Here is a 22,448-nt window from a genome sequence, read left to right on the forward strand (position 1 = left end):
TGTGGGCGCTGGCCACTCGTGCCGGTGCGGCACTTCAGTGGAAGATCTTCAGACCGATCACGCCCGCGACCACCAGCAGCAGGCAGAGGATTCGGGGCAGGCTCGCCGATTCGCCGAGCGCCAGCATTCCGATCAGTGCGGTGCCGACCGCGCCGATGCCGACCCAGACCGCGTACCCGGTGCCGACGGGAATCTCCCGGAGCGCGTACGCCAGCCCGGCCATGCTCAGGACCAGGGTCACCACGAACACCACTGACGGGGCCAGCCGGCTGAAGCCGATGCTGCGGTCCAGGGCGATCGCCCAGGCGGTCTCCAGCAGTCCCGAGATCACCAGTACGAGCCAGGCCATCGTCCACCTCACGGAGAGCGCCCGGGGCTGCCGCGCCGGGACGAGTCGAGTTTGCACGTCACGCGGGGCGTCTTGGCCTGACCGGGTACGCCCACCACTCGTCCGGAGCGGCCACGAGCACCCGGGGCCACCGACGCCGACGCTAGCACCGGCCCTGGCGGTGGGGCGGTGACTCTCGCCACGGCCCGTTGACCTCGACCTGACTTCAACTTGCAGTATGGCAATCATGACCATGCTCTACGCCGACCCCGAGGTCGCCGCCGTGCTGGACGCCGCCACCACGGTCGACGCCATGCGCGCCGCCCTTCTGGCCGCGTACGAGGGACGCCTCATCGCCCCGCCCCGGGCCGCCGCCCCACTGAGCGGTGGGCGGATGGTGCTCACCGCCGGGCACCTGGTCGGCGAGTGGTACGGCTTCCGCTCGTACGACACCTTCGGCCACCAGCAGGGCGAGCAGTTGGTGGTGCTGCACGACGCGCGGACCGGGGCGATCCGGGCGGTCGCGGTCGGCGCGGAGTTGGGCTCCCGGCGTACCGGAGGGTTGGGAGGTCTCGCGGTCGACGCGCTGGCCCGCTCGGACGCGGCCACCCTCGGGGTGATCGGCGCCGGCCGGCAGGCGTGGACCCAGGTCTGGGCCGTCGCCGAGGTCCGCCCGTTGCGCGAGGTGGTGGTGCACAGTCGCTCCGCCGCTGGTAGGGATGCCTTCGCCGCCCGCGTCCGCGCCGAGCTGGGCGTGCCGGCCCGCGCGGTGGCCGACCCAGGCTCGGCCGTGGCGGGGCGGGACCTGGTGATCCTCGCGACCACCAGCCCTACCCCGGTGCTCTGCGCCGCCGACCTCAGCCCCGGCACCCACGTCAACGCGGTCGGCTTCAAGCAGCGCGACCGTAGCGAGTTCGGCACCGACCTGCTGGACACCGCCGATCTGCTGGTCACCGATTCGCTGGCCCAGGCGGCGGACTACCAGCCGCCGATGCTCGCGGCCACACCCCCGTACGGCGAGCGGCTGCGCGACCTGGGCGGCATCCTGGCCGGCGCGGTCCCCGGCCGGACCACTGCGGACCAGGTCTCCGTCTTCTGCTCCACCGGCCTGGCCGGCACCGAGGTCTTCCTGCTCGACGCGCTGACCCGCGTGGGCGCGGCGGCGCGCTGACCGGCTTGAGGGACGCGGCCTACCGAAATGGTGTCGGCCCCGTCCCGCAGCCCGCGTGCGTGGGCTTCCCCGGTCGGCCCGGTACCCTCGGATGGTGTCTGCCACCTCTCCCTCTCCCTCTGACAGCGCCGAGGGCCGTCGCGTCGCTCTGCTCACCCTCGGCTGCGCCCGCAACGAGGTCGATTCGGAGGAGCTTGCCGCCCGGCTGCACGCCGACGGTTGGCAGGTGACCACCGACGGCGAGGGCGCCGACGTGGTGGTCGTCAACACCTGCGGTTTCGTGGAGAAGGCCAAGCAGGACTCCATCCAGACCCTGCTCGCCGCCGCGGGCACGGGCGCCAAGGTGGTCGCCGCGGGTTGCATGGCCGAGCGCTACGGCCGGGAGTTGGCCGACAGCCTGCCCGAGGCGCAGGCGGTGCTGAGCTTCGACGACTACCCGGACATCGCCGCCCGGTTGAACGCGGTCGTCGCCGGCGAGCAGGTCATCGCGCACACCCCTCGGGACCGACGTGAGTTGCTGCCGCTGACCCCGGTGAAGCGACGTGACACCGGGGTGTCGCTGCCCGGGCACGGCACCGTGGCCCGCACCGCCGTCGACACCGACGAGCACACCCCGGCGCACCTGCGCCAGGTGCTGCGCCGCCGGCTGGACACCGGCCCGGTGGCCTCGCTGAAGCTGGCCAGCGGCTGTGACCGACGCTGCGCGTTCTGTGCCATCCCCGCCTTCCGTGGGGCGTTCGTCTCGCGTACCCCTGACGAGCTGCTCGCCGAGGCGGAGTGGCTGGCCAAGACCGGCGTACGGGAGCTGGTGCTGGTCAGCGAGAACTCCACCTCGTACGGCAAGGACCTGGGCGACCCCCGTGCACTGGAGAAGCTCCTGCCGCAGCTCGCCGCGGTGAGCGGCATCGTCCGCGTACGGGCGAGCTACCTCCAGCCGGCCGAGACCCGGCCCGGGCTGGTCGAGGCGATTGCTGGCACGCCGGGGGTGGCCCCGTACTTCGACCTGTCGTTCCAGCACTCCAGTGAGCCGGTGCTGCGCCGGATGCGTCGGTTCGGCTCCACCGATCGGTTCCTGGAGCTGCTGGCCAGCGCCCGGGCGCTGGCCCCGGATGCCGGCGCGCGGAGCAACTTCATCGTCGGCTTCCCGGGCGAGACCCGCGCCGATGTCAACGAGCTGGTCCGGTTCCTGACCGAGGCCCGGCTCGACGCGATCGGCATGTTCGACTACAGCGACGAGGACGGCACCGAGGCCGCCGGCCTGCCCGGCAAGGTCTCCGCCGCGACGATCAAGCGACGCTACGACCGGCTCAGCGCGCTCGCCGACGAGCTCTGCTCGCAGCGGGCCGAGGACCGGCTCGGCTCGACCGTCGAGGTGTTGGTCGACTCGATCGCCGACGGCGTGGTGGAGGGCCGGGCAGCCCACCAGGCGCCGGAGGTGGACGGCTCCACCACCCTGGTCGCCCCGGCTGAGGGCGGGGTCGATTTGACCGCGCTGCGCCCGGGTGACCTGGTGCGCGCGACGGTGACCGGCACCGAAGGGGTGGACCTGCTCGCTGTGCCGGATGAGATGATCTCGGCGGCGCCCGGCGCGGCACGGTGACGGCGGGCCCGAGCGGAGCGGGGGAGCCAGGTGGTGCGGTGCCGGGAACACGGCGGCCCGAGCGGGGTGCGGCGGTGACTGGGGCGACGGAGTCGACGCCGGCCCGGGTCGTTGCCGTGGTGCCCGTCCTCAACGCGGCCAACGCGCTGACCGCCCTGCGGTTGGTGCTGGTGCCGGTCTTCGGCGCCTCGGTGATCATGTCCGGGATGACCCATTCCGGCTGGCGGATGGTGGCTTGCCTGATCTTCGCGGTGGCCTCGGCGACGGACCTGGTGGACGGCTGGATCGCCCGCCGGTTCGGCCTGGTCACCTCGGTCGGCAAGGTCGCCGACCCGATCGCCGACAAGGCGCTCACCGGCGCGGCCCTGGTGCTGCTCTCCTGGTACGACCAGCTGCCCTGGTGGGTGACCGTGCTGATCCTCGTCCGCGAGCTGGGGATCACCGTGCTGCGGTTCTGGGTGATCCGGCACGGCGTGATCGCCGCCAGCCGCGGCGGCAAGGTCAAGACCGCGCTCCAGATCCTCGCCATCGCCTGGTACCTCTGGCCGATGCCGGCCGCCCTCGCCGCCGTCGGCCCGTGGATCATGGCGGCTGCCGTCCTGGTGACGGTCGCCACCGGCTTCGACTACATAGCCCAGGCCCTCCGCCTCCGCCGCCTCCGCCGCCTCCGCTGACCCCACCCACCCCGCCCCACCGGGGCCGAGGCCGGGGCCGACGTCGCCGTTGATCATGAAGTTAGCGTCATGGGTGACGGCGTGTCGCGCCGCTAACTTCATGATCGACGTGATCGGGCCGGAAGGGTTGGGGGTCGGTGAGTGGGGAAGGACGGGTCTATGCAGCGGGACGCGGGTTTTCAGCGGCCGGCGGATGGCGTGGCGGACGATGCCGCGGCAGGCAGTGCGGCGGCGGGTGTGGTGCACCGGCTGGCGCAGCGGCACGAGACTTTGGCCACGGTCGAATCACTCACCGGTGGGCTGCTCGCCGCATCGATCGTGGACGTCGCCGGGGTGAGCGGGATCTACCGGGGCGGCCTGGTGGTCTATGCCACCGAGTTGAAGGGCACCCTGGCCGGCGTACCCGTCGACCTGCTGGCCGAGCGGGGGCCGGTGGACCCCGAGGTGGCGGCGGCCCTCGCCGAGGGTGGCCGCCAGCGCTGTGGCGCGGACTGGGGGCTCGCCACCACCGGCGTGGCCGGGCCTGAGCCGCAGGACGGCAAGCCCGTCGGCCTGGTCTACGTCGCGGTCGCCGGCCCGAACGGCGCTGAGGTCCGCCAGCTCGATCTGGGCGGCGGGCGGGACCACGTCCGCGCGGCGGCGGTGGTCGAGGCGCTGCGGCTGCTCGCCGAGCGGATCCACGCCGCAGAAACCGCCGACGCCGACGCCGACGCCGACGCCGACGCCGACGCCGCAGAGGCTGACTCGAGGAGCGCAGCCGGGGCGGCCCGGGGCGGGACGGGGTCGGGCGGCGCCGTACACCGGTGAGCCCCATCCCGGCAAGCTGACGGGCGGGGCGGGATGTCGCCCGGGCCCGCAACGGGTACGGTTGCGGGAAGGCTCCGACGTTCGGGGTCGGCGCGGTCCGCCGCGACCGGCTGCCCAGCGAGGTATCCCTCAAGGGGAGGTGCGATGATCCTGCTACGTCGGGTGATCGGTGACGCACTGCGGGCGCGCCGGCAGGGGCAGCAGCGCACGCTGCGTGAGGTGTCCACCGCCGCCAACGTCAGCCTCGGCTATCTCTCCGAGATCGAACGCGGGCACAAGGAGCCGTCCAGCGAGCTGCTGGCCGCGATCTGTGACGCCCTCGGTGCCCGGCTTTCCGAGCTCCTGCTCGAGGTGAGCGACACCGTGGCGCTCGCTGAGCAGATGCCCGAGGTGCTCGTCTCGATGCAGGACGAGCCGGCCGATGCCACGGCCGTGCCCAAGCGCACCAACCGGGGTGTCCGCCAGGTCACCTCCGATGGCAAGGTCGCCGTCTCGGTCCGCCAGGATTCGCCGCTCAGGGCCACGCTGCGCAGCTCCCGCGTCCGCCCGACCGAGCGCGACCGGGACGTGGTCTGCGCCGCCTGAGCCCGTCCCTTCTGCGGGGCCATGGGCGGGCTGGCACCGGCCGCGTAGGGTGGCCCGCAGGAGCTGCCGGTGCTGTCGACCGCCTGGTACGAACGCCTCGCTGGCGTTCGGCTGGGACGATGGAGTCCGGCCGGCAATGGTCGGTCGGTCCAGCCGGCCCGGCCGTGGTGGAGCGACGCTACTGAGGGGATACCGCGGAGATGGCGAACCCGTTCGTCAAGGGTTGGAATTACCTGATGGCGCTCTTCGGTGCGAAGATCGATGAGCACGCCGATCCCAAGGTGCAGATCCAGCAGGCCATCGAGGACGCCCAGCGGCAGCACCAGGCGCTGGTGCAGCAGGCTGCCGCGGTGATCGGCAACCAGCGTCAGCTGGAGATGAAGCTGTCCCGGCAGATGTCCGAGGTCGAGCGGTTGCAGGGCAACGCGCGGCAGGCTCTGGTGCTGTCCGACCAGGCCCGGGCCAAGGGTGACGAGGCCGAGGCAGCGCGGTTCGAGCAGTCGGCGCAGACCCTGGCCACCCAGTTGGTGTCCGCCGAGCAGGCCACCGAAGACCTGAAGACCCTGCACGACCAGGCGCTGGGCGCCGCCGCGCAGGCCCGCCGTGCGGTCGAGAACAACTCGATGATCCTCCAGCAGAAGCTCGCCGAGCGCACCAAGCTGCTCAGCCAGCTGGAGCAGGCCAAGATGCAGGAGACGGTGGCCCGATCGCTGGAGTCGATGTCGTCGCTGACCGCGCCGGGCAACACCCCGTCGCTGGACGAGGTGCGCGACCGCATCGAGCGGCGGTACGCCAACGCGATGGGTCGCGCCGAGTTGGCCGGCAACTCCGTCGAGGGCCGGATGTTGGAGATCCAAAAGGCGACAATCGACTCGGCCGGCTCCGCCCGGCTGGAGCAGATCCGGTCCAGCATGGCGGGGGAGCAGCTCGGGGGCGCGTCGCAACGACCGGGCGTGCCGCAGGCGGAGAAGGCCGGCCCGACCACCGACCCGACGGCCGCCGCCCGGCTGGACGAGCTCCGCGCCAGCATGGCGCGTGAGCGGGGCACCGGCGACCCGACCGCCGCCGGCTGAACGACTGGACCGAGGAGGTCAGGGTGGCAGACGAGCGGACGCGGTACTTCCGAAGGCTGAGTCGGCTTCGCCGGTCCGCCCGACGATGGAGCGTGCTGGCCGGTGGACTTGGCGGCGCGGCGGCGGTGCTGACCCCGTACGCCGGCCTCGGTCTGCCCGACGCGGCCTGGGCCGGCGCCGCGGGCAGTGCGGTGGCGCTCGCCGCCTGGCGCTGGATCGACGTGCGCGCCCTGGCCGCCCAGCCGGCACCCCCCGCGCTCGACCCGGCCGAGGCCGCGGCCCGGTCGCGGGCCCGGTTGATCGCCGCCGTCGAGCGGCTGCCGGTCGGCCCGGGTGTGCTGGCCGAGGTCCGCCGGGTCCGCTCCCGGATCGCGTTGCGCGGCACCAGCGCGGGCGAGCCGGGGGCCCGACTGGACCGGGCGGCACTCACCCTGGCCGGGATGGCCCCCCGGCTCACCGGGTTGGCCGAGCCAGCGGTGCTGGAGGCCGCTGCCGCCGACCGTTCCCTGCGCGACCTGGCCACACGGGTGGCCAGCGTCGAACGTGCGCTGCGGCTGGCCCCGGCCGACGCCCGGCCGCCGCTGGCCGAGGCACACGCCGTGCTGACCGCCCAGCTGAAGGACGGGGTCGCGGCCTACGAACGGCTGGTCGTCGCCGCCGCCGGCTATCTGGCCGAGGACGCCCGACCGGAGACCGCCCACCCGGCCGCCGACCGGCTCACCGAGGCAACGGACCTGCTGCACGGCGTTGCCGGGGCTCTGGCCGAGCTGCGCGCCGTCGGCACCCCGCTGCGCGCACCCACCCGCTGAGACGCCCACCCGCCGAGCAACGCACCCGCCCCGGCCGCTCACGGCGGTGTCGTGACCAGGACCAGGCCGGTGTACGGCGAGCTGCCCACGACGTTGAACGACCGGATCCGGTAGTGGTAGGTCACGCCCCGGGCCAGCCCCGTGTTGGTGAAGCCGCGACCGGTCACCGTGAAGGTGGCGACCTCCTGCTCGAACGTCGGGTCCAGAGCCCGCTGCACGATGAACCCGGACCCCGGGCCGGCGGGTGTGCTCGCCGCCCAGGCCAGGAGCACCGTCGCGGTGTCCGGCCCCGGGGCGCTGGCGGTGGCGCTCACCCCGCTCGGGGTGTCCGGCGCGGGTGGTGCGCTCACCGTGGCGACCGTCGACCAGGCCGAGGCGGCGCCCAGGTAGGTGGTCCGCACGCGGTAGTAGTACGTGGTGTCGGGCGCGACCGTGACGTCCAGGTGGTTGTCGCCGACGCCGATGGCCGTGGTGCCCGGGCCGCTGGTGAACGTCGGGTTGGTGGCCCGCTGCACGTCGATGCCGGTGGCGAACGACCGGTTCACCCAGCGCAGCGCCACGCGCAGCGGCGCGGCCGGCGGGAGTGCCGCGACCAGGCCGCTCGGCGCGGCCAGGTGCACCGAGGCGGGTACGCCGTTCGACCAGGACGAGTAGCTGACCGCGTTTTCCGCCCGGATCCGGTAGTGGTAGGTCACCCCGGGGGTGACGGTCGCGTCCGTGTACCGGGTGGCGGCGGCCGCGACGGTGATCGTGGTGACCTCGCCGCCGAAGGTGGCATCGGTGGCCCGTTGCAGCAGGTGGCTGGTGGCGGCTGGTCGGCCGCCGTTGCTGGTCCAGGCCAGCGCGATCGCGGGTAGCGCGGTGGCCGAGCCGGGCACCGGCGTGGCGGTCAGCCCGGTCGGTGCCTTCGGCGCCACCCGCACCACCAGTGGCCGGGTCATCCCGCCGTCGCGGTGGCCGGCGAGCTGGCTGTGCCAGCGATACTCCCAGCCTAGGTTGACGAGTTGGTTGACCACCGTTGCGGGTCGACCGTCCGCCGGGCTGAGGGGGGTCGACCCGGTCCGGGCCCCGGGCGGGCGACCCGGGTCGAGCAGCCGGACGCTGTCGCCCAGCTTGAACGGCAGCACCGGGGCGACCGGACGCAGCGCCACCACCACGTCCTCCCGGGGGTTGACCCGGACGATCTCCTTCCAGCCCAACTCCGTGCCGTGTGGCGGTCGCAACGTGCCGTCCCAGCCGACCCGGTTGACCACCTGCACGTCGCAGCCGCCGAAACGCAGCGGCTCGGTCAGCCGGACGTTGCCACTGATTCGCCAGAGCTGGGTGCCGTCGGTCGGCGCACCCACCGGCACGGCGGGGTCGGTGGCGAAGAGCACCTCGGTGACCGGATCGGTCGGACCGAGCGGCAGGGTCGTCGGGTTGAGCGGCCTGGCGTGCGGGTGTCCGACGCCGAGGCGGCCGGCCAACCGGCCGTGGTCGGGCTCGAAGACCTGCTCCGCGGCCTTGACCGTGATCGGCAGGGTCACCGGGCCGACGCCGGCCGCCGGGGTGAACGTCACCGAGGTGGCGTGCACCGGCACCGTCGTCTCCGCCGCGGTCCGGGTGCCGAACGCAGGGTCGTACGCCGGCTGCGGCACGATCGGCGGGCGTTGGCTCGCCGCGTACGCCATGGGCAGCCTCGCGCGCAGCCGGCTCAGGTCGTACGGCGGTGCGGGCGCCCCGCTGACCCGGAACTGGAGCAGGGTGCGGGTGTTCGGGCCGTACCCCGGCTCGGTGGCAGGTGGGCCGCCCTCGGCGGTCCGGTCCGGTGCGTCGGTGTGCTGGTCGTAGCGGGGGTCGAAGCCGGGCAGCGGGGCCGGGGCGTCGTTGTACAGGATCAGCGTGCTGCCCGGTGGCACGGCGGAGAAGTCGACCAGCACGTCGGCCCGCTCACCCGGGCCGAGCAGCATCGTGTGCCCGTCGACGTTCAGCACGGTCGGGTCGAGCCGGTCGTAGCGGTAGCCGATCGGTCGGTTCGGCAGCACCACCGGGGCGGGCAGCAGCCCGGCCTCGTTGCCGATCTGGATGAACTCCGGGCCGGCGGCGCGCGGGTCCGGCACACCGCCGTCGCGTCCGTCGGTCGGCCACCCGGTGGGCCGGTCGGCCGCCCGCACGGCGGGCACCATCGGCACCTCACCGGCGTCGGCGTCGGCGAGCGTGCCGTCGGCCGCCCACATTGCCGCGTCGGAGCAGGCGCGGTAGAGCTGGAGGTTGAGGCTGCGGTCCAGGCAGGCGTTGAGGATCCGGAACCGGTACGCGCGCGGTCGCACCTCCAGGTACGGGTAGGCGACGCCGTTGACGAGCGGGGTGTCGCCGTACGCCTCGGGGACCACGGACGGGTGCGGCACTCCGGGGCTCAGCGGCGGCTCGTCCGGCGCGCCGACCGGGTCGTGGTGCGGGTTCGGGACCCAACTGTCGGTGTGGGTGTCGTTTAAGGCTGGGTTGTGCGACCAGGGGCCGTAGTCCCACCGGCCGGTGGGGTTGCGTCCACCGGCCCGGTACGGGTTCTGCCGCGGCTGGTAGACGTGCGGGTGCCAGAGGCTTCCCCGGGCGCCCCAGCGTTCCCGATCCCAGGTCGGGTCCTCGGCGGCGAGTTGGGTGTCGTCGGGCACGAACGTCTTGTCCTCGATCACCAGCGGCAGCTGGTCCGCCGGCAGCACGTTGTCGGCGACGAGTTGGTCCTCGGCCGGGTCGGTGAGCAGGTAGAGCGCGAGCTGCCCGCCGTAGACGGTGAGCCGGGCCAGGCCGAGGGTGTTGTCGTGGAACCACATCAGCCGGCCGCTCTGCTCGTTCGGGTAGTAGAGCGTGGTCGCGCCGGCACCGGGCGGCGGCATGTCCGGCACGTGGGTCACGCCCACCCCGGTCGGGTACGGAGTGATCTCTGCGGCCGGGGTGATCCACTGCCCCGGGTTGCCGGCGCTGGTCCAGCCGGTCTGTGCCCCGGCCAGGTGCAGCACAGCCCGGTTCTGCGGGTACGGCGCCGGCCCGTCCAGCGGGCCGAGCCCGGCCCCCTGGATCGTGTCGTCGACCGGCAGGAACAACTCGCCGGCCCGGCCGGTGGGAAGTTGGTTGATGAATTTCACCCGGACCGGTCGGCCCCGACGGGCGAGGATCATCGGGCCGAGGTGCCAGGGCCGCTCGGGTGGTGCCACCAGGTTGTGGCCCGACGCGTCGGTGCCCAGGTTGAGCTGCCGGTAGCCGCGCAGCCGGGTGGCCGGCAGGTCCCGATGCAGCCGTTGCGCGTATTCCTGCAGGCCGATCTCGTAGTAGTCGCAGCCCGGATAGCTGATCGTGTCCGGCACTGCCACCGGCAGGTGGCCGCCGAGGTCGGTGCGGCTCTGCTGGCCCGGAGTGGGCAGCGGGTCGACGAACTTGCGCAGCCCGGTCCCGGGCGCCACCCGCCCGCTGGGGTCACGCGCTGGCCGAGGGCTGTGTGCGAAGTTCGGCACGGGGCCGAAGCAGCGGGGCACCACGGCCGGGTCCAGGCTCGGCGCCGGGACGGTCTCCTCGGCGGTACGCGCGGCCGGCACGGACGCCGCCAGGCCGAAGGTGTCGCGGGTGGTCCGCTCGAAGAAGGTGGTGCGGAGTCTGCGGAACATCGCCATGACTCTCCCCGGGTTCGGGGCACGAGGCCGGCCACTCCGGCGTGGCGGACCTCGGCACTCTGCTGACGGTCGGTGAGCACTCAACCGCAGCATGCGACTCCGGCGGCCGGATAGGAATTACCCAATCGTCCGTATCTGGGACGGCCTCGACCGGTGGGCGTCCTACTCAGCCCGGTGACGGTGGGTCCAGACGCTCGGGCTGGCAGACCGGGCACCAGTAGGTGACCCGGTCGCCCAGCTCCTCCTTGTGAATCGCGGTGCCGCAGCGGCGGCAGGGCTGGGCGCGACGGCCGTACACGTAGCTGGTCTGCCCCCGGTGCAACGAGCCGGTGCTGCTCTGCGTCCACCGGCCACGGTTGGCGGCGAGCAGCCGCTGCGCGAGGGTCACCATGCCGGGCAGGTCGGGCACCGCGCCGACCGGCGTCCACGGCGACACACCGCGCAGGAACAGCACCTCGCACTTGTAGAAGTTGCCCACGCCGGCCAGGTTGCGCTGGTCGAGCAGCGCCTCGCCGATGGCCTGCTCCGGGTGGTCGGCGAGCCGACGGATCGCCTCGGCCGGGTCCCAGTCGTTGCCGAGCAGGTCGGGGCCGAGGTGGCCGACCAGTTGGTCCTCCTCGGCGGTCGGCACCAGGGTCATCTCGTGCAGGTGGTAGCCGACCGCGACAGCGCCGGGGCTGCGCAGCACCACCCGGATCAGGTGCGTGGGCCGGCCGCTCCAGCGTTCCCCCGGCGCGTACGCCCGCCAGGCGCCGTCCATCCGCAGGTGCGAGTGCAAGGTCCAGTGCGCCTGGTTCGGGGCGCTGAGCCGCAGCAGCAGGTGCTTGCCCCGGCTGGCCGACTCGCGGACGGTCCAACCGGCGAGATCCGTGGTCGCCAACTGCGGCACCCGGAAATCACTGCTGGTGATCCGTGCGCCGGCCAGCGCGCGGTGCAGCACGCGCGCGGTGTTCCAGACGGTGTCGCCTTCGGGCACCCTGCCATCCTCCCTCTTTTGAGCGGGATTCGCATGTGTCGCTATTTGTACACCGGTTCCTCACGATCTTCTGACATGCGAGGGTCGGGAGGTTCTGAGGAGAATGTCCATGACACGACCTCGTTGTCGTATCCCATCCGTCGCCCTCGCCGCCACCCTCGTCCTCCTGCTCACCGCCGCGCTCCTGCCCGCCACCAGCCGAGTCTCGGCCACCCCCGGCGCCGGCAGCCCGATCACCCTCATCGCCGCGGCACCCGGCAGCGAACGGTGGGACGCCGACCTCTCGGTCGTCGACCGCGACGACGTCAACGTCCGACGCACCGCCGCCGGGCTACGACTGAGTGCGACCCGGGCCACCGGCCGCAGCGCTCGCAGCCCGCACAGCGCGGTCGCCGAGGGAATGTTCCTGACCGCCCCTCGCACCCTCGACCGACCGGCCACCAGGGTCCGCGCCGAGATCAACGCCTCGGTCCCGACCGGGGCAGGCGTGGAGGCGCAGGTCCGCGGCTGGCGGGCCGCCGGCTGGACGGAGTGGCGAGCCGCCACCGCCAGCGCGGTCTTCGACCGGCCGGTCACCCGGGTGCAGACCCGGGTGGTGCTCACCGCGCCCAATGGCGGTGCCACCGCGACGGTACGCGCCGTGCGGCTCACCGCCGACACGACCGCCGCCGTCTCCGCCGCCACGCCCGGGCGCACCTACCGGGTGTACGCCACACGCATCGGGCTGGTCGGCGAGCTGACCGCCAACGGCCGTACCGTGCAACCCCGGGATCACTTCGTGGCGCTACCGTCGGGGCGCGGCCTCTCCCCACTCAACACCGGCGACTACACCGTGCGGGTCTGCACGACCACTGACGTCCGCTGCGAGTACGCCCCGGTCTGGGATGTCGGGCCGTGGAACACCCGCGACGACTACTGGAACCCCTCATCGGTACGCGAAAACTGGAAGAACCTGCCGCAGGGCCGGCCCGAGGCGCAGGCCGCGTACGAGTCCGGCTACAACGGCGGGCGGGACCAGTTCGGGCGTACGGTGCTCAACCCGGCCGGTATCGACCTGGCAGACGGCACCTTCTGGGACGGCCTGCGGCTCACCACCAACGCCTGGGTGGACGTCGCCTACCTGTGGACCGGAGACGGGCCGCGCGGCGTGGTCGGTGACGGGCCGCTCAACATCCGCGCCGGAGCCAACACGTCATCCGCGATCCGTGGCCTCGCCGCCCGGCTGGCCCACGTGCCGATCCAGTGCTACGTCGTCGGACAGTCGGTGACCGGCCCCTACCGCACGACGAACCGCTGGAACCGCCTGGCCACCGGGCAGTACGTCAGCCACGCGTACATCTCCAGCGTCTACGGCGGCAGCGCGCCGGCCTGCTGAGCCGCACGCACCCCGTCGGGCGCCGGTCAGGGGCGCTCGTCGGGGCGGGCCGAGCGCACCATGTCCTGGTAGCGCGGGTGGCTGGCACCGTAGACGGCGTAGTTGAGTCGGGCGTGCGAGAGGCTCAGATCGCCGTTGGGGCCACCCCGGACCGCGTCGGCGTCGGCGTCGGTCTGGCCGTCGTCAGTCCAGAAACAGACCGGGCAGGTCCCCCCGCCGGTCCGGGATGCACAGCAGGGACAGCCCACGGGAACCACATGTTCACCCACCAGGGAAGCATTCCACAGTCGAATAACAGCCGGACACCCGCAGGAGGCCCTCCGGGAACACCCGAAGCCGGTCCACCGGTCGACCGGCGGGTGGCGAATACGGGACAGCGCAGTGACCGACCGGCCCCTCGCGCCGCCGGATGCCGTTGGGCAGACTACGGTGGTGACAATCCGGAGCCTGCCCGCCGTCGGGGCCCTGCTGGTCGCCGTTGCCCTCACCGCCGGTTGCGGTAGTGACGACGACGGCCAGCCGAACGCGGCACCATCCGCCTCGTCCGAGTCGGCCCCCACCGGCCTCCCGACCGCGCCGACGACCGGGGCTTCGCCCAGCGCCAGCGAGGCGGCCCCGCCGGCCCCGCCCTCCGCCACCGCGCAGGGGCCGACACAGCGACGGCCGGCGAGCCCGCCGCCGGTGGTGCTTCCCCAGCGTCCGGCCGGTGCGCCCGGCGCGCAGCAGGTCGTCAACGCGTTCAAGGCCGCCGGTCTGAAGGTCCTCCATCCAAAGGACCGCTCAGTCGACTGTGGACCGGACGGGCTCGGCCTGGGCTGTTCCGAGCTGATCGCCACCGACGCCGTCACGGTGTACGTGTTTCCGGACGAGATCAGCGCCAGTGACATCGCGGAGACCTGGGGCGGCCAGTCGTACCGGCGGGGCGCGGTGGTGCTCAACTACCTGGAGGCAAAGACCTCGGCCGCCGATCGCCCCCGCTACGAGAAGGTGCTCGACGGCCTGCGTTGAGCGCGAGCCGGAGCGTGGGCGCGGCGGGGACGCCATCACGCTCAATCGAGTGCCACTCGCCAGACGTCGGCTGCGGCTCAGAGGGCGGCTGCGGCGGGCAGGTCAGCCGCGTAGGCGCAGGCCGCGTGGGGTGGCCCGGAAGCCTGCGGCGGTCAGCGCGTCGCGCAGGGGCGAGGAGTGCACCGCCTCGCCGTCGGCCCGCTCCACCGACATCGCACCCAACGCCCCGGAGTGAACGGCGTCGGCCAGCGCCTTGCCGGCCGCAGCGAGGGTGTCGGTGTCGTCGGTGAACGAGAGCAGCGTCCGGCCACCGCGTTCCACGTAGAGGACGAGGTCGCCGCCGACCTGCACGACCAGCGCACCTGCCTTGCGGCCGGCCCGGTGCCCGGTCGCCGGGGCAGCCCCGTCGCCGGAGTCGACCACCCGTTCCGGCCAGGGCAGCGCCGCGCCGTACGGGTTGGCCGGGTCGGTGGCGGCGAGCACGGTGGCGGGCGTGCCCCGGCCCCGGGCGCCGTCGGTCGGCTCGGCCAGTGCGCGCAGCCGGTCCACCGCACCGGGCACCGCGAACTGCGCCGCCCCCAGCCCTTCGACGAAGTAACCCCGGCGGGCGGCGCCGCGCTCCTCCAGCGCGGACAGCACCGGGTAGACCGCCGAGAACCCGCCCACCACCTGCTCGGCCATCACCGCGCCGCGGGTGACCACGCCGTGCCGCTCCAGCAGCACGTCGGCCAGGGCGGCGGCCCGTCGCGTCGGGTCCACGTCCCGTTCCGGCAGGCGTGACCAGCGGCCGGCGACGGTCGGCGGGCCACCACGGGTGGGCAGCGCGACCCGACCGGGCCGCCGGTAACGGGTGCGCGGCGCGGACGGCCGCGAGCGGTGCGCGCCGCCGGCGCCGAGCACCGCGCGCAGCGGGGCGAGGGTGTCGTTGGTGAGGTGCCCGGCCCAGACCAGGTCCCAGATCACCCCGGTCAGGGCGGCGTCGTCGGTCGAGCCCACCCGGTCGGCCAGCGGTCGGAAGAACAGCGCCTGCCCGTCGTCGAGCGCGTCCAGCACCGCCTCGTGCAACGGGGTGCGGGTCAACGCCTCGTCGGGTGGCGGGAGCAGCAGCGGGGCGGCGTCCGCGTACGCCAGGGTGACCCAGCCGTCGCCCCCGGAGATCGCCCCCGCTCCCGCCCAGAGCACCTCCCCGCTGGCGCACAGTTCGTCGAGCTGGGCGGGGGAGTAGTCAGCGACCCGACCGGGCAGCACCAACCGCTCCAGGGCGGACGCCGGCACCGTCGCGCCCTGCAACTGCTCCACCGTCGCGGCCAGCGCCTCCACACCTCTGGCGGACGAGCCGACCTGCTGCCAGCGGGGCAGGAACGTGGCCAGCGCCCGGGGTGGCACCGGCTCGATCTCCCGGCGCAGCGCCGCGAGCGAGCGGCGGCGCAGCATCCGCAGCACCTCGGCGTCGCACCACTGGGCGCCGGCCGAATCCGGGGTGAACTCCCCGGAGACCACCCGCCCGGTGGCGCCGAGCCGACGCAGCGCCTGCTCGACGACGAACACACCGAGCCCGAAGCGGGCCGCGCAGCTGGCAGCGGCGAACGGCCCGCGGGTGCGGGCGTAACGGGCCACCAGGTCACCGAGCGGGTCGGCCACCGGGGCGAGGTACGCCTCGGCCACCCCGACCGGTAGCGCCACGCCGAGGGCGTCGCGCAGTCGGGCGGCGTCCTCGACGCCCACCCAGCGCTGCTCGCCGGCGATCCGGACCCGCAGCACCCGACGGGTGGCCTCCAGCTCGATCAGCCAGGCCTCCGGCACACCCCGCTCGGTCAACTCGGCGTCGCTCAGGTCACCGAGCACCCGCAGCAGCTCGACGACGTCTTCGGCGTCGCGGGGGCGGCGCTGCTCGGTCAGCCAGCGCAGCTGACGATCGGTCTCGGCGAGCACGGCAGGGTCGAGCAACTCACGCAGGTCGACCCGGCCGAGCAGCTCGCCGAGGAGCGTGGAATCCAGGGCGAGCGCGGCGGCGCGCCGTTCGGCGAGCGGCGCGTCACCCTCGTAGAGGAACGCGCCGACGTAGCCGAAGAGCAGCGACCGGGCGAACGGGGACGGCGCGCTGGTCTCCACCTCGACCAGTCGCACCTTCCGGGTGGCCAGGTCGCGCATCAGCCCGGCCAGCGCCGGCTGGTCGAAGACGTCCTGGAGGCACTCGCGGGCGGCCTCCAGGGTGACCGGGAAGTCCGCGTACTCGCGGGCGACGTCGAGGAGCTGCGCGGCGCGTTGCCGCTGCTGCCAGAGCGGCTGCCGGCGACGCGGGTCGCGGCGGGGCAGCAGCAGTGACCGGGCGGCGCACTCCCGGAAGCGGGCGGCGAAGAGGGCGGAGGTGCCGACCGACTCCTCCACGAGCTGGGTGATCTCGTCTGGCTCGAAGACCACCACGTCGGCGCCGGGTGGCTCGTCGGCGGTGTCCGGGAGTCGCACCACGATGCCGTCGTCGGAGGGCATCACCTGGGCGTCCATCCCGTACCGCTCGGCCAGCCGGCGGGCCACCGCGAGGGCCCACGGCCCGTTGACCCGAGCGCCGAGGACGCTGTGCACGGCCAGCCGCCAGTCGCCCAGCTCGTCGCGGAACCGCTCCACCACGATCGTTCGGTCGTCGGGCAGCGAGCGGGTCGCCTCCCGCTGCTCGCGCAGGTAGGCCATCAGGTTGCCGGCGGCCCACTCGTCCAGCCCGCCGTCACGCAGCGCGGCCAGCGCCGCCTCATCGCTCTGCCGCAGCAGGGTGCGCACCCGGGCGCCGATGGCCCGGCCCAGCTCCACCGGTCGGCCCAGCTGGTCGCCCTTCCAGAACGGCATGCGCGCGGCCTGCCCCGGGGCGGGCGAGACCAGCACCCGGTCGGGGGTGATCTCCTCGATGCGCCAGGAGGAGGAGCCGAGCAGGAAGACGTCGCCGACCCGCGACTCGTAGACCATCTCCTCGTCCAGCTCGCCGACCCGGGCGGCCCGCTCGGCCCCGGCCAGGAAGACCCCGAACAGGCCCCGGTCGGGGATGGTGCCGCCGCTGGTGACCGCGAGTCGCTGCGCGCCGGGACGGCCGGTGAGCAGGTCGGTGGCCCGGTCCCAGACCAGTCGGGGGCGCAGCTCGGCGAAGGCGGTGGACGGGTAGCGGCCGGAGAGCATGTCCAACACGGCGTGCAGCGCGGAGTCGGGCAGCTCGGCGAAGGGCGCGGCCCGCCGGACCAGCACGGCCAGGTCACCGAGCGGCCATGGCTCCAGTGCCACCATCGCGACGATCTGCTGGGCCAGCACGTCCAGCGGATTGCGCGGGTAGTGCAGCTCCTCGATCGCGCCGTCGGTCATCCGCTCGGCGACCACCGCGCAGGAGAGCAGATCCCCGCGGTGCTTGGGGAAGACCACCCCACGGGAGACGGCGCCCACCTGGTGCCCGGCCCGGCCGACCCGTTGCAGCCCGGAGGCCACGCTCGGCGGCGCCTCGATCTGCACCACCAGGTCGACCGCGCCCATGTCGATGCCCAGCTCCAGGCTGGAGGTGGCCACCACCGCCGGGAGCTGGCCGGATTTGAGCGCCTCCTCGATGTGCTTGCGCTCCTCCCGGGAGACGCTGCCGTGGTGGGCGCGGGCGATCACGGGTGCCGCGCCGGTGGCCGCGCCGGACTGGGCCATCACCTCGGCCGGTGGCCGGTTGCGCAACGGACCGGCGGGGTCACCCCACCGCTGCGCGCCGCCCGCCGGGCCGCCGTCGCCCGCCGGGTCGTCGCCCGCCGACAACCCCTCCGGTACGCCGACCGCGCCCTCGCCCGACGCGGATGCCACCTCTTCGGCGGCCAGTTCGTTGAGCCGGGCGCAGAGACGCTCGGCGCTGCGGCGGGAGTTGGTGAAGACGATGGTCGAGCGGTGCTGGCCGATGAGCGTGAAGACCCGCTCTTCCACGGCCGGCCAGATCGAGGCGCGGCGTGGCCCGGGGCCGCCGAGGTCGTCCTCCGGTGGCTGCTCCTGCTCGTCCAGGCGGGTCATGTCTTCCACCGGGACCTGCACGCTGACCTCGATGGTCTTCGAGGTGGCCGGCTGCACGACGTCGACCGGGCGGGCGCCGCCGAGGAACTGCGCGCAGGCGTCGATCGGCCGGACGGTGGCGGAGAGGCCGATGCGCTGCGCCGGGGCGGGCAGCAGCTCGTCGAGGCGTTCGAGGGAGAGGGCGAGGTGGGCGCCGCGTTTGCTGCCGGCCACCGCGTGCACCTCGTCGACGATCACCGTCTGGATGCCGCGCAGCGAATCGCGAGCCGCGGACGTGAGCAGCAGGAACAGCGACTCGGGCGTGGTGATGAGGATGTCCGGTGGGGTGCGGGCGAAGGCTCGTCGCTCGTCGGCTGGCGTGTCGCCGGTGCGCATGCCGACGGTGATGTCGGGCGGTGCGACGCCCAGCCGGGTCGCCGCCTGCCGGATGCCGGCCAGCGGGGCGCGCAGGTTGCGCTCGACGTCGACGGCCAGGGCCTTGAGGGGGCTGACGTAGAGCACCCGGCACCGCTGGCGGGCCTCGGCCGGCGCGGGCTCGCGCGCCAGTCGGTCGAGTGACCAGAGGAAGGCTGCGAGCGTCTTGCCGGAGCCGGTGGGCGCCACCACGAGGGCGTTGCGCCCGGCCGCGATCGATCGCCACGCGCCGGTCTGTGCGGCGGTGGGCGCGGCGAAGGCGGCGTCGAACCAGGCACGGGTGGCCGGACCGAACCCGGCGAGCACCGCGCCGGCGTCTGCGTCTGCCCCGGTCACCGGTCCATCGTGCTCCTCCGGTACGACAACCACGACCGACCTCGCGGCGGAATGTGCCGGACCAACAGCAAAAAACACGGAACACGTGCTTAATACGTTAAGTCGCACTTAACTGCTTGCTTCTAAGGGGCAACATAAAGTAACTTCACCCGCAACGCGAAACCGGGTGGGGGGATGTGATGGCCGGCGAGCAGCGCAGCGTCGCACCGGGCACCGACGTGCTGATTCGCAAGGTCGACAGCCACCTGGCCGCGCTGCGCGGTGGCCTGCACGGCCCCGAGCTCGAGCTCGCCGAATGCCTCGCCCGCTGCCTGCGGGAGCTGGTCCTCTGCACCGCCCAGGCCAGCGCCGCCGATCGGGGTCAGGTCCGTGTCGCCGTCCACTACTTCGTGCTGCGCCGGGAGAGCCGCGGCCGGTTGCTCTCGGTGCGGTCGCTGGCCGCCGCGGAGCGGGTGGTCGACCGGGTCGCACGCCAGCTCGGCCGCCCCGACCTGCTGACCGAGCTGTGCCGCGACCGCCCCGCGTCCGACGACGCGCTGCCTCTCGGCGACGCCCTGCTGCGCTGACCACGACGGTGCCGCGCCGTGCCCCCGGTAGCCGGTCCTTCAGCGGCCATGGGCCGGACCGCCGCCGTCGAGTACGGGACGAATTCCGGCAAAACCGCCCGACGGGCGACGAACTGACGTCTGATCGCTGCTAGGCGCCACCGCTGCACGGGCGTCGGCCACCTCGATCGGGAGTCCGGGTGCTGGTACTGCTCATCCTCCACCTCGTGACGGCCCTTGCCGCGCCCCTGCTCGTCCGATGGTGGGGTCCGCGCGCGTGCTACCCGCTGGCGCTGGCGCCGGCCGCCGCGTTCTGCTGGGCGGTGGCGCACACCCCCGCCGTCGGCGACGGCGGGGCGGTGGTCGAGACGTACCCGTGGATCGAGCAACTGGGCCTCGACATCGCGTTACGGCTCACCACGCTGTCCTGGCTGATGACGCTGCTGATCGGCGGCATCGGCGCGTTGGTGCTGGTCTACTGCGCCCGCTACTTCGGTGCCCGCGCACGCGGGCTGGCACAGTTCGCGGCGGTCCTGGTCGCCTTCGCCGGCGCGATGCTCGTCCTGGTCTTCGCCGACGATCTGCTGCTGCTCTACGTCGGCTGGGAGCTGACCACGATCTTCTCGTACCTGCTGATCGGGCACAGCACCGAACGGCATGCCAGCCGGTGGGCGGCGGCGCAGGCGTTGATCGTCACCACGCTGGGCGGGCTCGCCATGCTGGTCGGGTTCATCATGCTGGGCGAGCACGCCGGCACCTACCGTTGGTCGGAGATCACCGCCCAGTCGCTGCCTGGCGGCGGGTACCTGGTGGCCGCGGTGCTGCTGATCCTGGCCGGCGCGTTGTCCAAGTCGGCGGTGCTGCCGTTCAGCTCCTGGCTGCCGGTCGCGATGGCGGCACCCACGCCGGTCAGCGCGTACCTGCACGCCGCCGCCATGGTCAAGGCCGGCGTCTACCTGGTCGGGCTGCTCGCGCCGGTGCTCGCCACGGTCGGCCCGTGGCGGCCGGTGGTCCAGGTCGCCGGCGTGGCCACCATGCTGCTCGGCGGCTGGGCCGCGTTGCGGCAGACCGACCTCAAGCTGCTGCTGGCGTACGGGACGGTCAGTCAGCTCGGCCTGCTGGTCGCGGTGACCGGGTCGGGCACCCCGGACGCCGCCCTGGCCGGCACTGCGATGCTGCTGGCGCACGCCCTGTTCAAGGCGGCGCTGTTCCTGGTCGTCGGCATCATCGATCACGGCGCCGGCACCCGTGACGTGCGCGAGCTGTCCGGGCTGCGGCACTGGTCCCGGCCGCTGTTCGTGGTCGCGGTGCTGGCCGCGGCGTCGATGGCCGGTGTGCCGCCGTTGGTCGGCTTCGTGTCCAAGGAGGCGGTGTTCGGGGCGTTCACCGGTCAGCCGGTGCTCCTCACCGGTCTGGTCGCCGGGACGGTGCTCACCGTCGCGTACAGCGCCCGCTTCCTCTGGGGCGCGTTCGCCGACCGGCCGGGCGTGGCGCCGGCCCAACCGGGCCCGATCGCCGCGTCGTTGCTGGTCCCGCCGATGGTGCTCGCCGGTGTCGGCCTGCTCGCCGGGCCGGCCGCGAGCGTGTTGGACGGCCTGCTGCGCCCGTACGCCGATCTGTTCGGCGGGGTCGACGCGCACCTGGCGCTCTGGTCCGGACCGACCCCGGCGCTCGGCCTGTCCGTGCTGGCGCTCGCCGGCGGCGGCCTGCTCTTCGCCGTGCGCGGGCCGCTCGCCCCGGTGCTGGCCCGGCTGCGTTCGCCGGTGAGCGGCAACCAGGGGTACGAGTGGATCGTGGGCCGGTTCGACCGACTGGCCATCAAGGTCACCGGAGCGACTCAGCGGGGCTCCCTGCCGCAGTATCTCGGCACCATTCTGGTCACCCTGGTGCTGGTGCCCGGTGGGGCGATGCTCTCCGCCAGCCCGTGGCGGGCCCGGATTCTGCTCTGGGACAGCCCGCTGCAACCCATGGTCGTGTTGGTGATCGCGGTGGCCGCGGTGCTGGCGGTCGGCGCCCGCCGCCGCCTGACCGCGATGCTGCTCGTCGGGACGACCGGTTACGGCACCGCGATGCTGTTCGTCCTGCAGGGAGCACCCGACCTGGCGCTCACCCAGTTCCTGGTGGAGACCGCGACGATCGCGGTCTTCGTGCTGGTGCTGCGTCGCCTGCCGGAGCGGTTCTCGGCCCGCCCCCTGCGCCGCAGCCGGTGGCTCCGCCGCGCCATCGGGGTGGCGGTGGGTGTGGTGGCCGCCGGGCTGGCCCTCACCGCCGCCGGGGCCCGCCGCGCGCCGGACATCTCGGCCGCCTTCCCGGATCTGGCGGTGGCCCACGGGTACGGCCGCAACGTGGTCAACGTGACCCTGGTCGACATCCGGGCCTGGGACACCATGGGCGAGCTGGCGGTGCTGGTGGTGGCCGCGACCGGGGTGGCCAGCCTGATCTTCGAACGGTCCCGCACCGACCCGCGACCGCGCCGGCCGGAGTCGGGTCGGCGGGTGAGCGGACCGGGCCGACCGGTGTGGCTGCGCGGCGGCCCCACCCTCTACGAGGAGCGCCGCTCGATCGTGTTGGAGGTGGTCATCCGGCTGATCTTCCACACCGTGGTGCTGTTCTCCCTGTTCCTGCTCTTCTCCGGGCACAACGCGCCGGGCGGCGGCTTCGCCGGCGGTCTGGTGGCGGGTCTCGCCCTGGTGGTCCGCTATCTGGCCGGCGGCCGGTACGAGTTGACCGAGGCGGTCCCGATCGGCGCCGGTGCGATCCTCGGCGCCGGACTGGCCATGTCGGTGGGCAGCGGCCTGGTGGCGCTGCTGGTCGGTGGATCGGTGCTGGAGAGCGCCAAGGTCGACCGGCACCTGCCGCTGGTCGGCGACACCCACCTGGTCACGTCGCTCTTTTTCGACATCGGCGTGTACCTGGTCGTGATCGGCCTGGTGCTGGACATCCTGCGCAGCCTGGGGGCCGAGGTGGACCGGCACATCGAGGCCACCGGGACGGCGACGGGCGGCCTGGCCGTCAACAAGGGGGACCGCCCGTGAGCGCGAGGAGTGAGCCGGGTTTGCGAGCCCCGCAGTCGCGAACAGAGG

Annotated in this window: 16 protein-coding genes and 1 riboswitch; of the genes, 11 read left to right on the top strand and 5 right to left on the bottom strand. The window is 73.7% G+C overall.

From position 1 onward, the window contains the following. Positions 1 to 34: 34 nt before the first annotated feature. Entirely contained in the window at positions 35 to 349 is a 315-nt protein-coding gene (locus tag OG811_RS18010; RefSeq protein WP_406067272.1) for a DMT family transporter, read from the bottom strand. 61 nt (positions 350 to 410) lie between these two features. Continuing rightward, a riboswitch (guanidine-III (ykkC-III) riboswitch) is annotated at positions 411 to 483 on the bottom strand. A 92-nt stretch (positions 484 to 575) separates the two neighbouring features. Between OG811_RS18010 and OG811_RS18015 the strand changes: the two genes are divergently transcribed. From OG811_RS18015 to OG811_RS18045, 7 genes are all read left to right on the top strand, one after another. Then, complete coding sequence (locus tag OG811_RS18015) at positions 576 to 1,499, top strand: ornithine cyclodeaminase family protein (RefSeq protein WP_406067274.1); 924 nt, start codon at positions 576 to 578, stop codon at positions 1,497 to 1,499. Positions 1,500 to 1,590: 91 nt separating this feature from the next. After that, positions 1,591 to 3,099, top strand: a complete 1,509-nt coding sequence (gene rimO / locus OG811_RS18020; protein ID WP_406067275.1) for a 30S ribosomal protein S12 methylthiotransferase RimO — start codon at positions 1,591 to 1,593, stop codon at positions 3,097 to 3,099. A gap of 74 nt (positions 3,100 to 3,173) precedes the next feature. Continuing rightward, a complete protein-coding gene (gene pgsA, locus OG811_RS18025; RefSeq protein WP_406067277.1) occupies positions 3,174 to 3,773 on the top strand; it encodes a CDP-diacylglycerol--glycerol-3-phosphate 3-phosphatidyltransferase in 600 nt (199 codons plus the stop codon). 159 nt (positions 3,774 to 3,932) lie between these two features. Next, positions 3,933 to 4,580 (top strand): CinA family protein, encoded by a 648-nt coding sequence (locus OG811_RS18030; protein WP_406067279.1) that lies wholly within the window; start codon positions 3,933 to 3,935, stop codon positions 4,578 to 4,580. A gap of 144 nt (positions 4,581 to 4,724) precedes the next feature. Continuing rightward, positions 4,725 to 5,165, top strand: a complete 441-nt coding sequence (locus OG811_RS18035) for a helix-turn-helix domain-containing protein (protein WP_406067280.1) — start codon at positions 4,725 to 4,727, stop codon at positions 5,163 to 5,165. Positions 5,166 to 5,365: 200 nt separating this feature from the next. Then, positions 5,366 to 6,238, top strand: a complete 873-nt coding sequence (locus OG811_RS18040) for a PspA/IM30 family protein (protein ID WP_406067282.1) — start codon at positions 5,366 to 5,368, stop codon at positions 6,236 to 6,238. Positions 6,239 to 6,261: 23 nt separating this feature from the next. Continuing rightward, the gene (locus OG811_RS18045; protein WP_406067284.1) at positions 6,262 to 7,047 is read left to right on the top strand and encodes a hypothetical protein; all 786 of its coding nucleotides are present in this window, start codon (positions 6,262 to 6,264) and stop codon (positions 7,045 to 7,047) included. A 38-nt stretch (positions 7,048 to 7,085) separates the two neighbouring features. Here OG811_RS18045 and OG811_RS18050 read toward each other — a convergent pair whose 3' ends face one another. Together OG811_RS18050 and OG811_RS18055 are read right to left on the bottom strand one after the other, a co-directional pair. Next, positions 7,086 to 10,784, bottom strand: coding sequence for a hypothetical protein (locus tag OG811_RS18050; protein WP_406067286.1), 3,699 nt, complete (start codon positions 10,782 to 10,784; stop codon positions 7,086 to 7,088). A 73-nt stretch (positions 10,785 to 10,857) separates the two neighbouring features. Continuing rightward, the gene (locus OG811_RS18055) at positions 10,858 to 11,667 is read right to left on the bottom strand and encodes a DNA-formamidopyrimidine glycosylase family protein (RefSeq protein ID WP_406067287.1); all 810 of its coding nucleotides are present in this window, start codon (positions 11,665 to 11,667) and stop codon (positions 10,858 to 10,860) included. Positions 11,668 to 11,776: 109 nt separating this feature from the next. Here OG811_RS18055 and OG811_RS18060 point away from each other — a divergent pair, with 109 nt between their 5' ends. Further along, positions 11,777 to 13,042, top strand: coding sequence for a hypothetical protein (locus OG811_RS18060; protein ID WP_406067289.1), 1,266 nt, complete (start codon positions 11,777 to 11,779; stop codon positions 13,040 to 13,042). A 26-nt stretch (positions 13,043 to 13,068) separates the two neighbouring features. Here the strand turns inward: OG811_RS18060 and OG811_RS18065 are convergent, their stop codons facing one another. Then, the gene (locus OG811_RS18065) at positions 13,069 to 13,311 is read right to left on the bottom strand and encodes a CPCC family cysteine-rich protein (RefSeq protein ID WP_406067291.1); all 243 of its coding nucleotides are present in this window, start codon (positions 13,309 to 13,311) and stop codon (positions 13,069 to 13,071) included. A gap of 163 nt (positions 13,312 to 13,474) precedes the next feature. Between OG811_RS18065 and OG811_RS18070 the strand changes: the two genes are divergently transcribed. Continuing rightward, positions 13,475 to 14,050: a hypothetical protein gene (locus tag OG811_RS18070; protein ID WP_406067292.1), complete on the top strand. Its 576-nt coding sequence runs from the start codon at positions 13,475 to 13,477 to the stop codon at positions 14,048 to 14,050. Positions 14,051 to 14,152: 102 nt separating this feature from the next. Here the strand turns inward: OG811_RS18070 and OG811_RS18075 are convergent, their stop codons facing one another. Then, positions 14,153 to 18,820, bottom strand: coding sequence for a DEAD/DEAH box helicase (locus OG811_RS18075; protein WP_406067294.1), 4,668 nt, complete (start codon positions 18,818 to 18,820; stop codon positions 14,153 to 14,155). A 179-nt stretch (positions 18,821 to 18,999) separates the two neighbouring features. Between OG811_RS18075 and OG811_RS18080 the strand changes: the two genes are divergently transcribed. Together OG811_RS18080 and OG811_RS18085 are read left to right on the top strand one after the other, a co-directional pair. Beyond that, positions 19,000 to 19,386, top strand: a complete 387-nt coding sequence (locus tag OG811_RS18080) for a hypothetical protein (RefSeq protein ID WP_406067295.1) — start codon at positions 19,000 to 19,002, stop codon at positions 19,384 to 19,386. A 179-nt stretch (positions 19,387 to 19,565) separates the two neighbouring features. Further along, positions 19,566 to 22,400: a Na+/H+ antiporter subunit A gene (locus OG811_RS18085; protein WP_406067296.1), complete on the top strand. Its 2,835-nt coding sequence runs from the start codon at positions 19,566 to 19,568 to the stop codon at positions 22,398 to 22,400. Positions 22,401 to 22,448 lie beyond the last annotated feature (48 nt).

The sequence above is a fragment of the Micromonospora sp. NBC_01638 genome (assembly GCF_045209745.1).
Lineage (GTDB): Bacteria > Actinomycetota > Actinomycetes > Mycobacteriales > Micromonosporaceae > Micromonospora.

Coding starts and splice junctions, on each gene's coding strand:
- OG811_RS18010 (WP_406067272.1), bottom strand. CDS start 349: ATGGCCTGGCTCGTACTGGTGATCTCGGGACTGCTGGAGACCGCCTGG.
- OG811_RS18015 (WP_406067274.1), top strand. CDS start 576: ATGACCATGCTCTACGCCGACCCCGAGGTCGCCGCCGTGCTGGACGCC.
- rimO (WP_406067275.1), top strand. CDS start 1,591: ATGGTGTCTGCCACCTCTCCCTCTCCCTCTGACAGCGCCGAGGGCCGT.
- OG811_RS18030 (WP_406067279.1), top strand. CDS start 3,933: ATGCAGCGGGACGCGGGTTTTCAGCGGCCGGCGGATGGCGTGGCGGAC.
- OG811_RS18035 (WP_406067280.1), top strand. CDS start 4,725: ATGATCCTGCTACGTCGGGTGATCGGTGACGCACTGCGGGCGCGCCGG.
- OG811_RS18040 (WP_406067282.1), top strand. CDS start 5,366: ATGGCGAACCCGTTCGTCAAGGGTTGGAATTACCTGATGGCGCTCTTC.
- OG811_RS18050 (WP_406067286.1), bottom strand. CDS start 10,784: ATGCTGCGGTTGAGTGCTCACCGACCGTCAGCAGAGTGCCGAGGTCCG.
- OG811_RS18060 (WP_406067289.1), top strand. CDS start 11,777: ATGACACGACCTCGTTGTCGTATCCCATCCGTCGCCCTCGCCGCCACC.
- OG811_RS18080 (WP_406067295.1), top strand. CDS start 19,000: ATGGCCGGCGAGCAGCGCAGCGTCGCACCGGGCACCGACGTGCTGATT.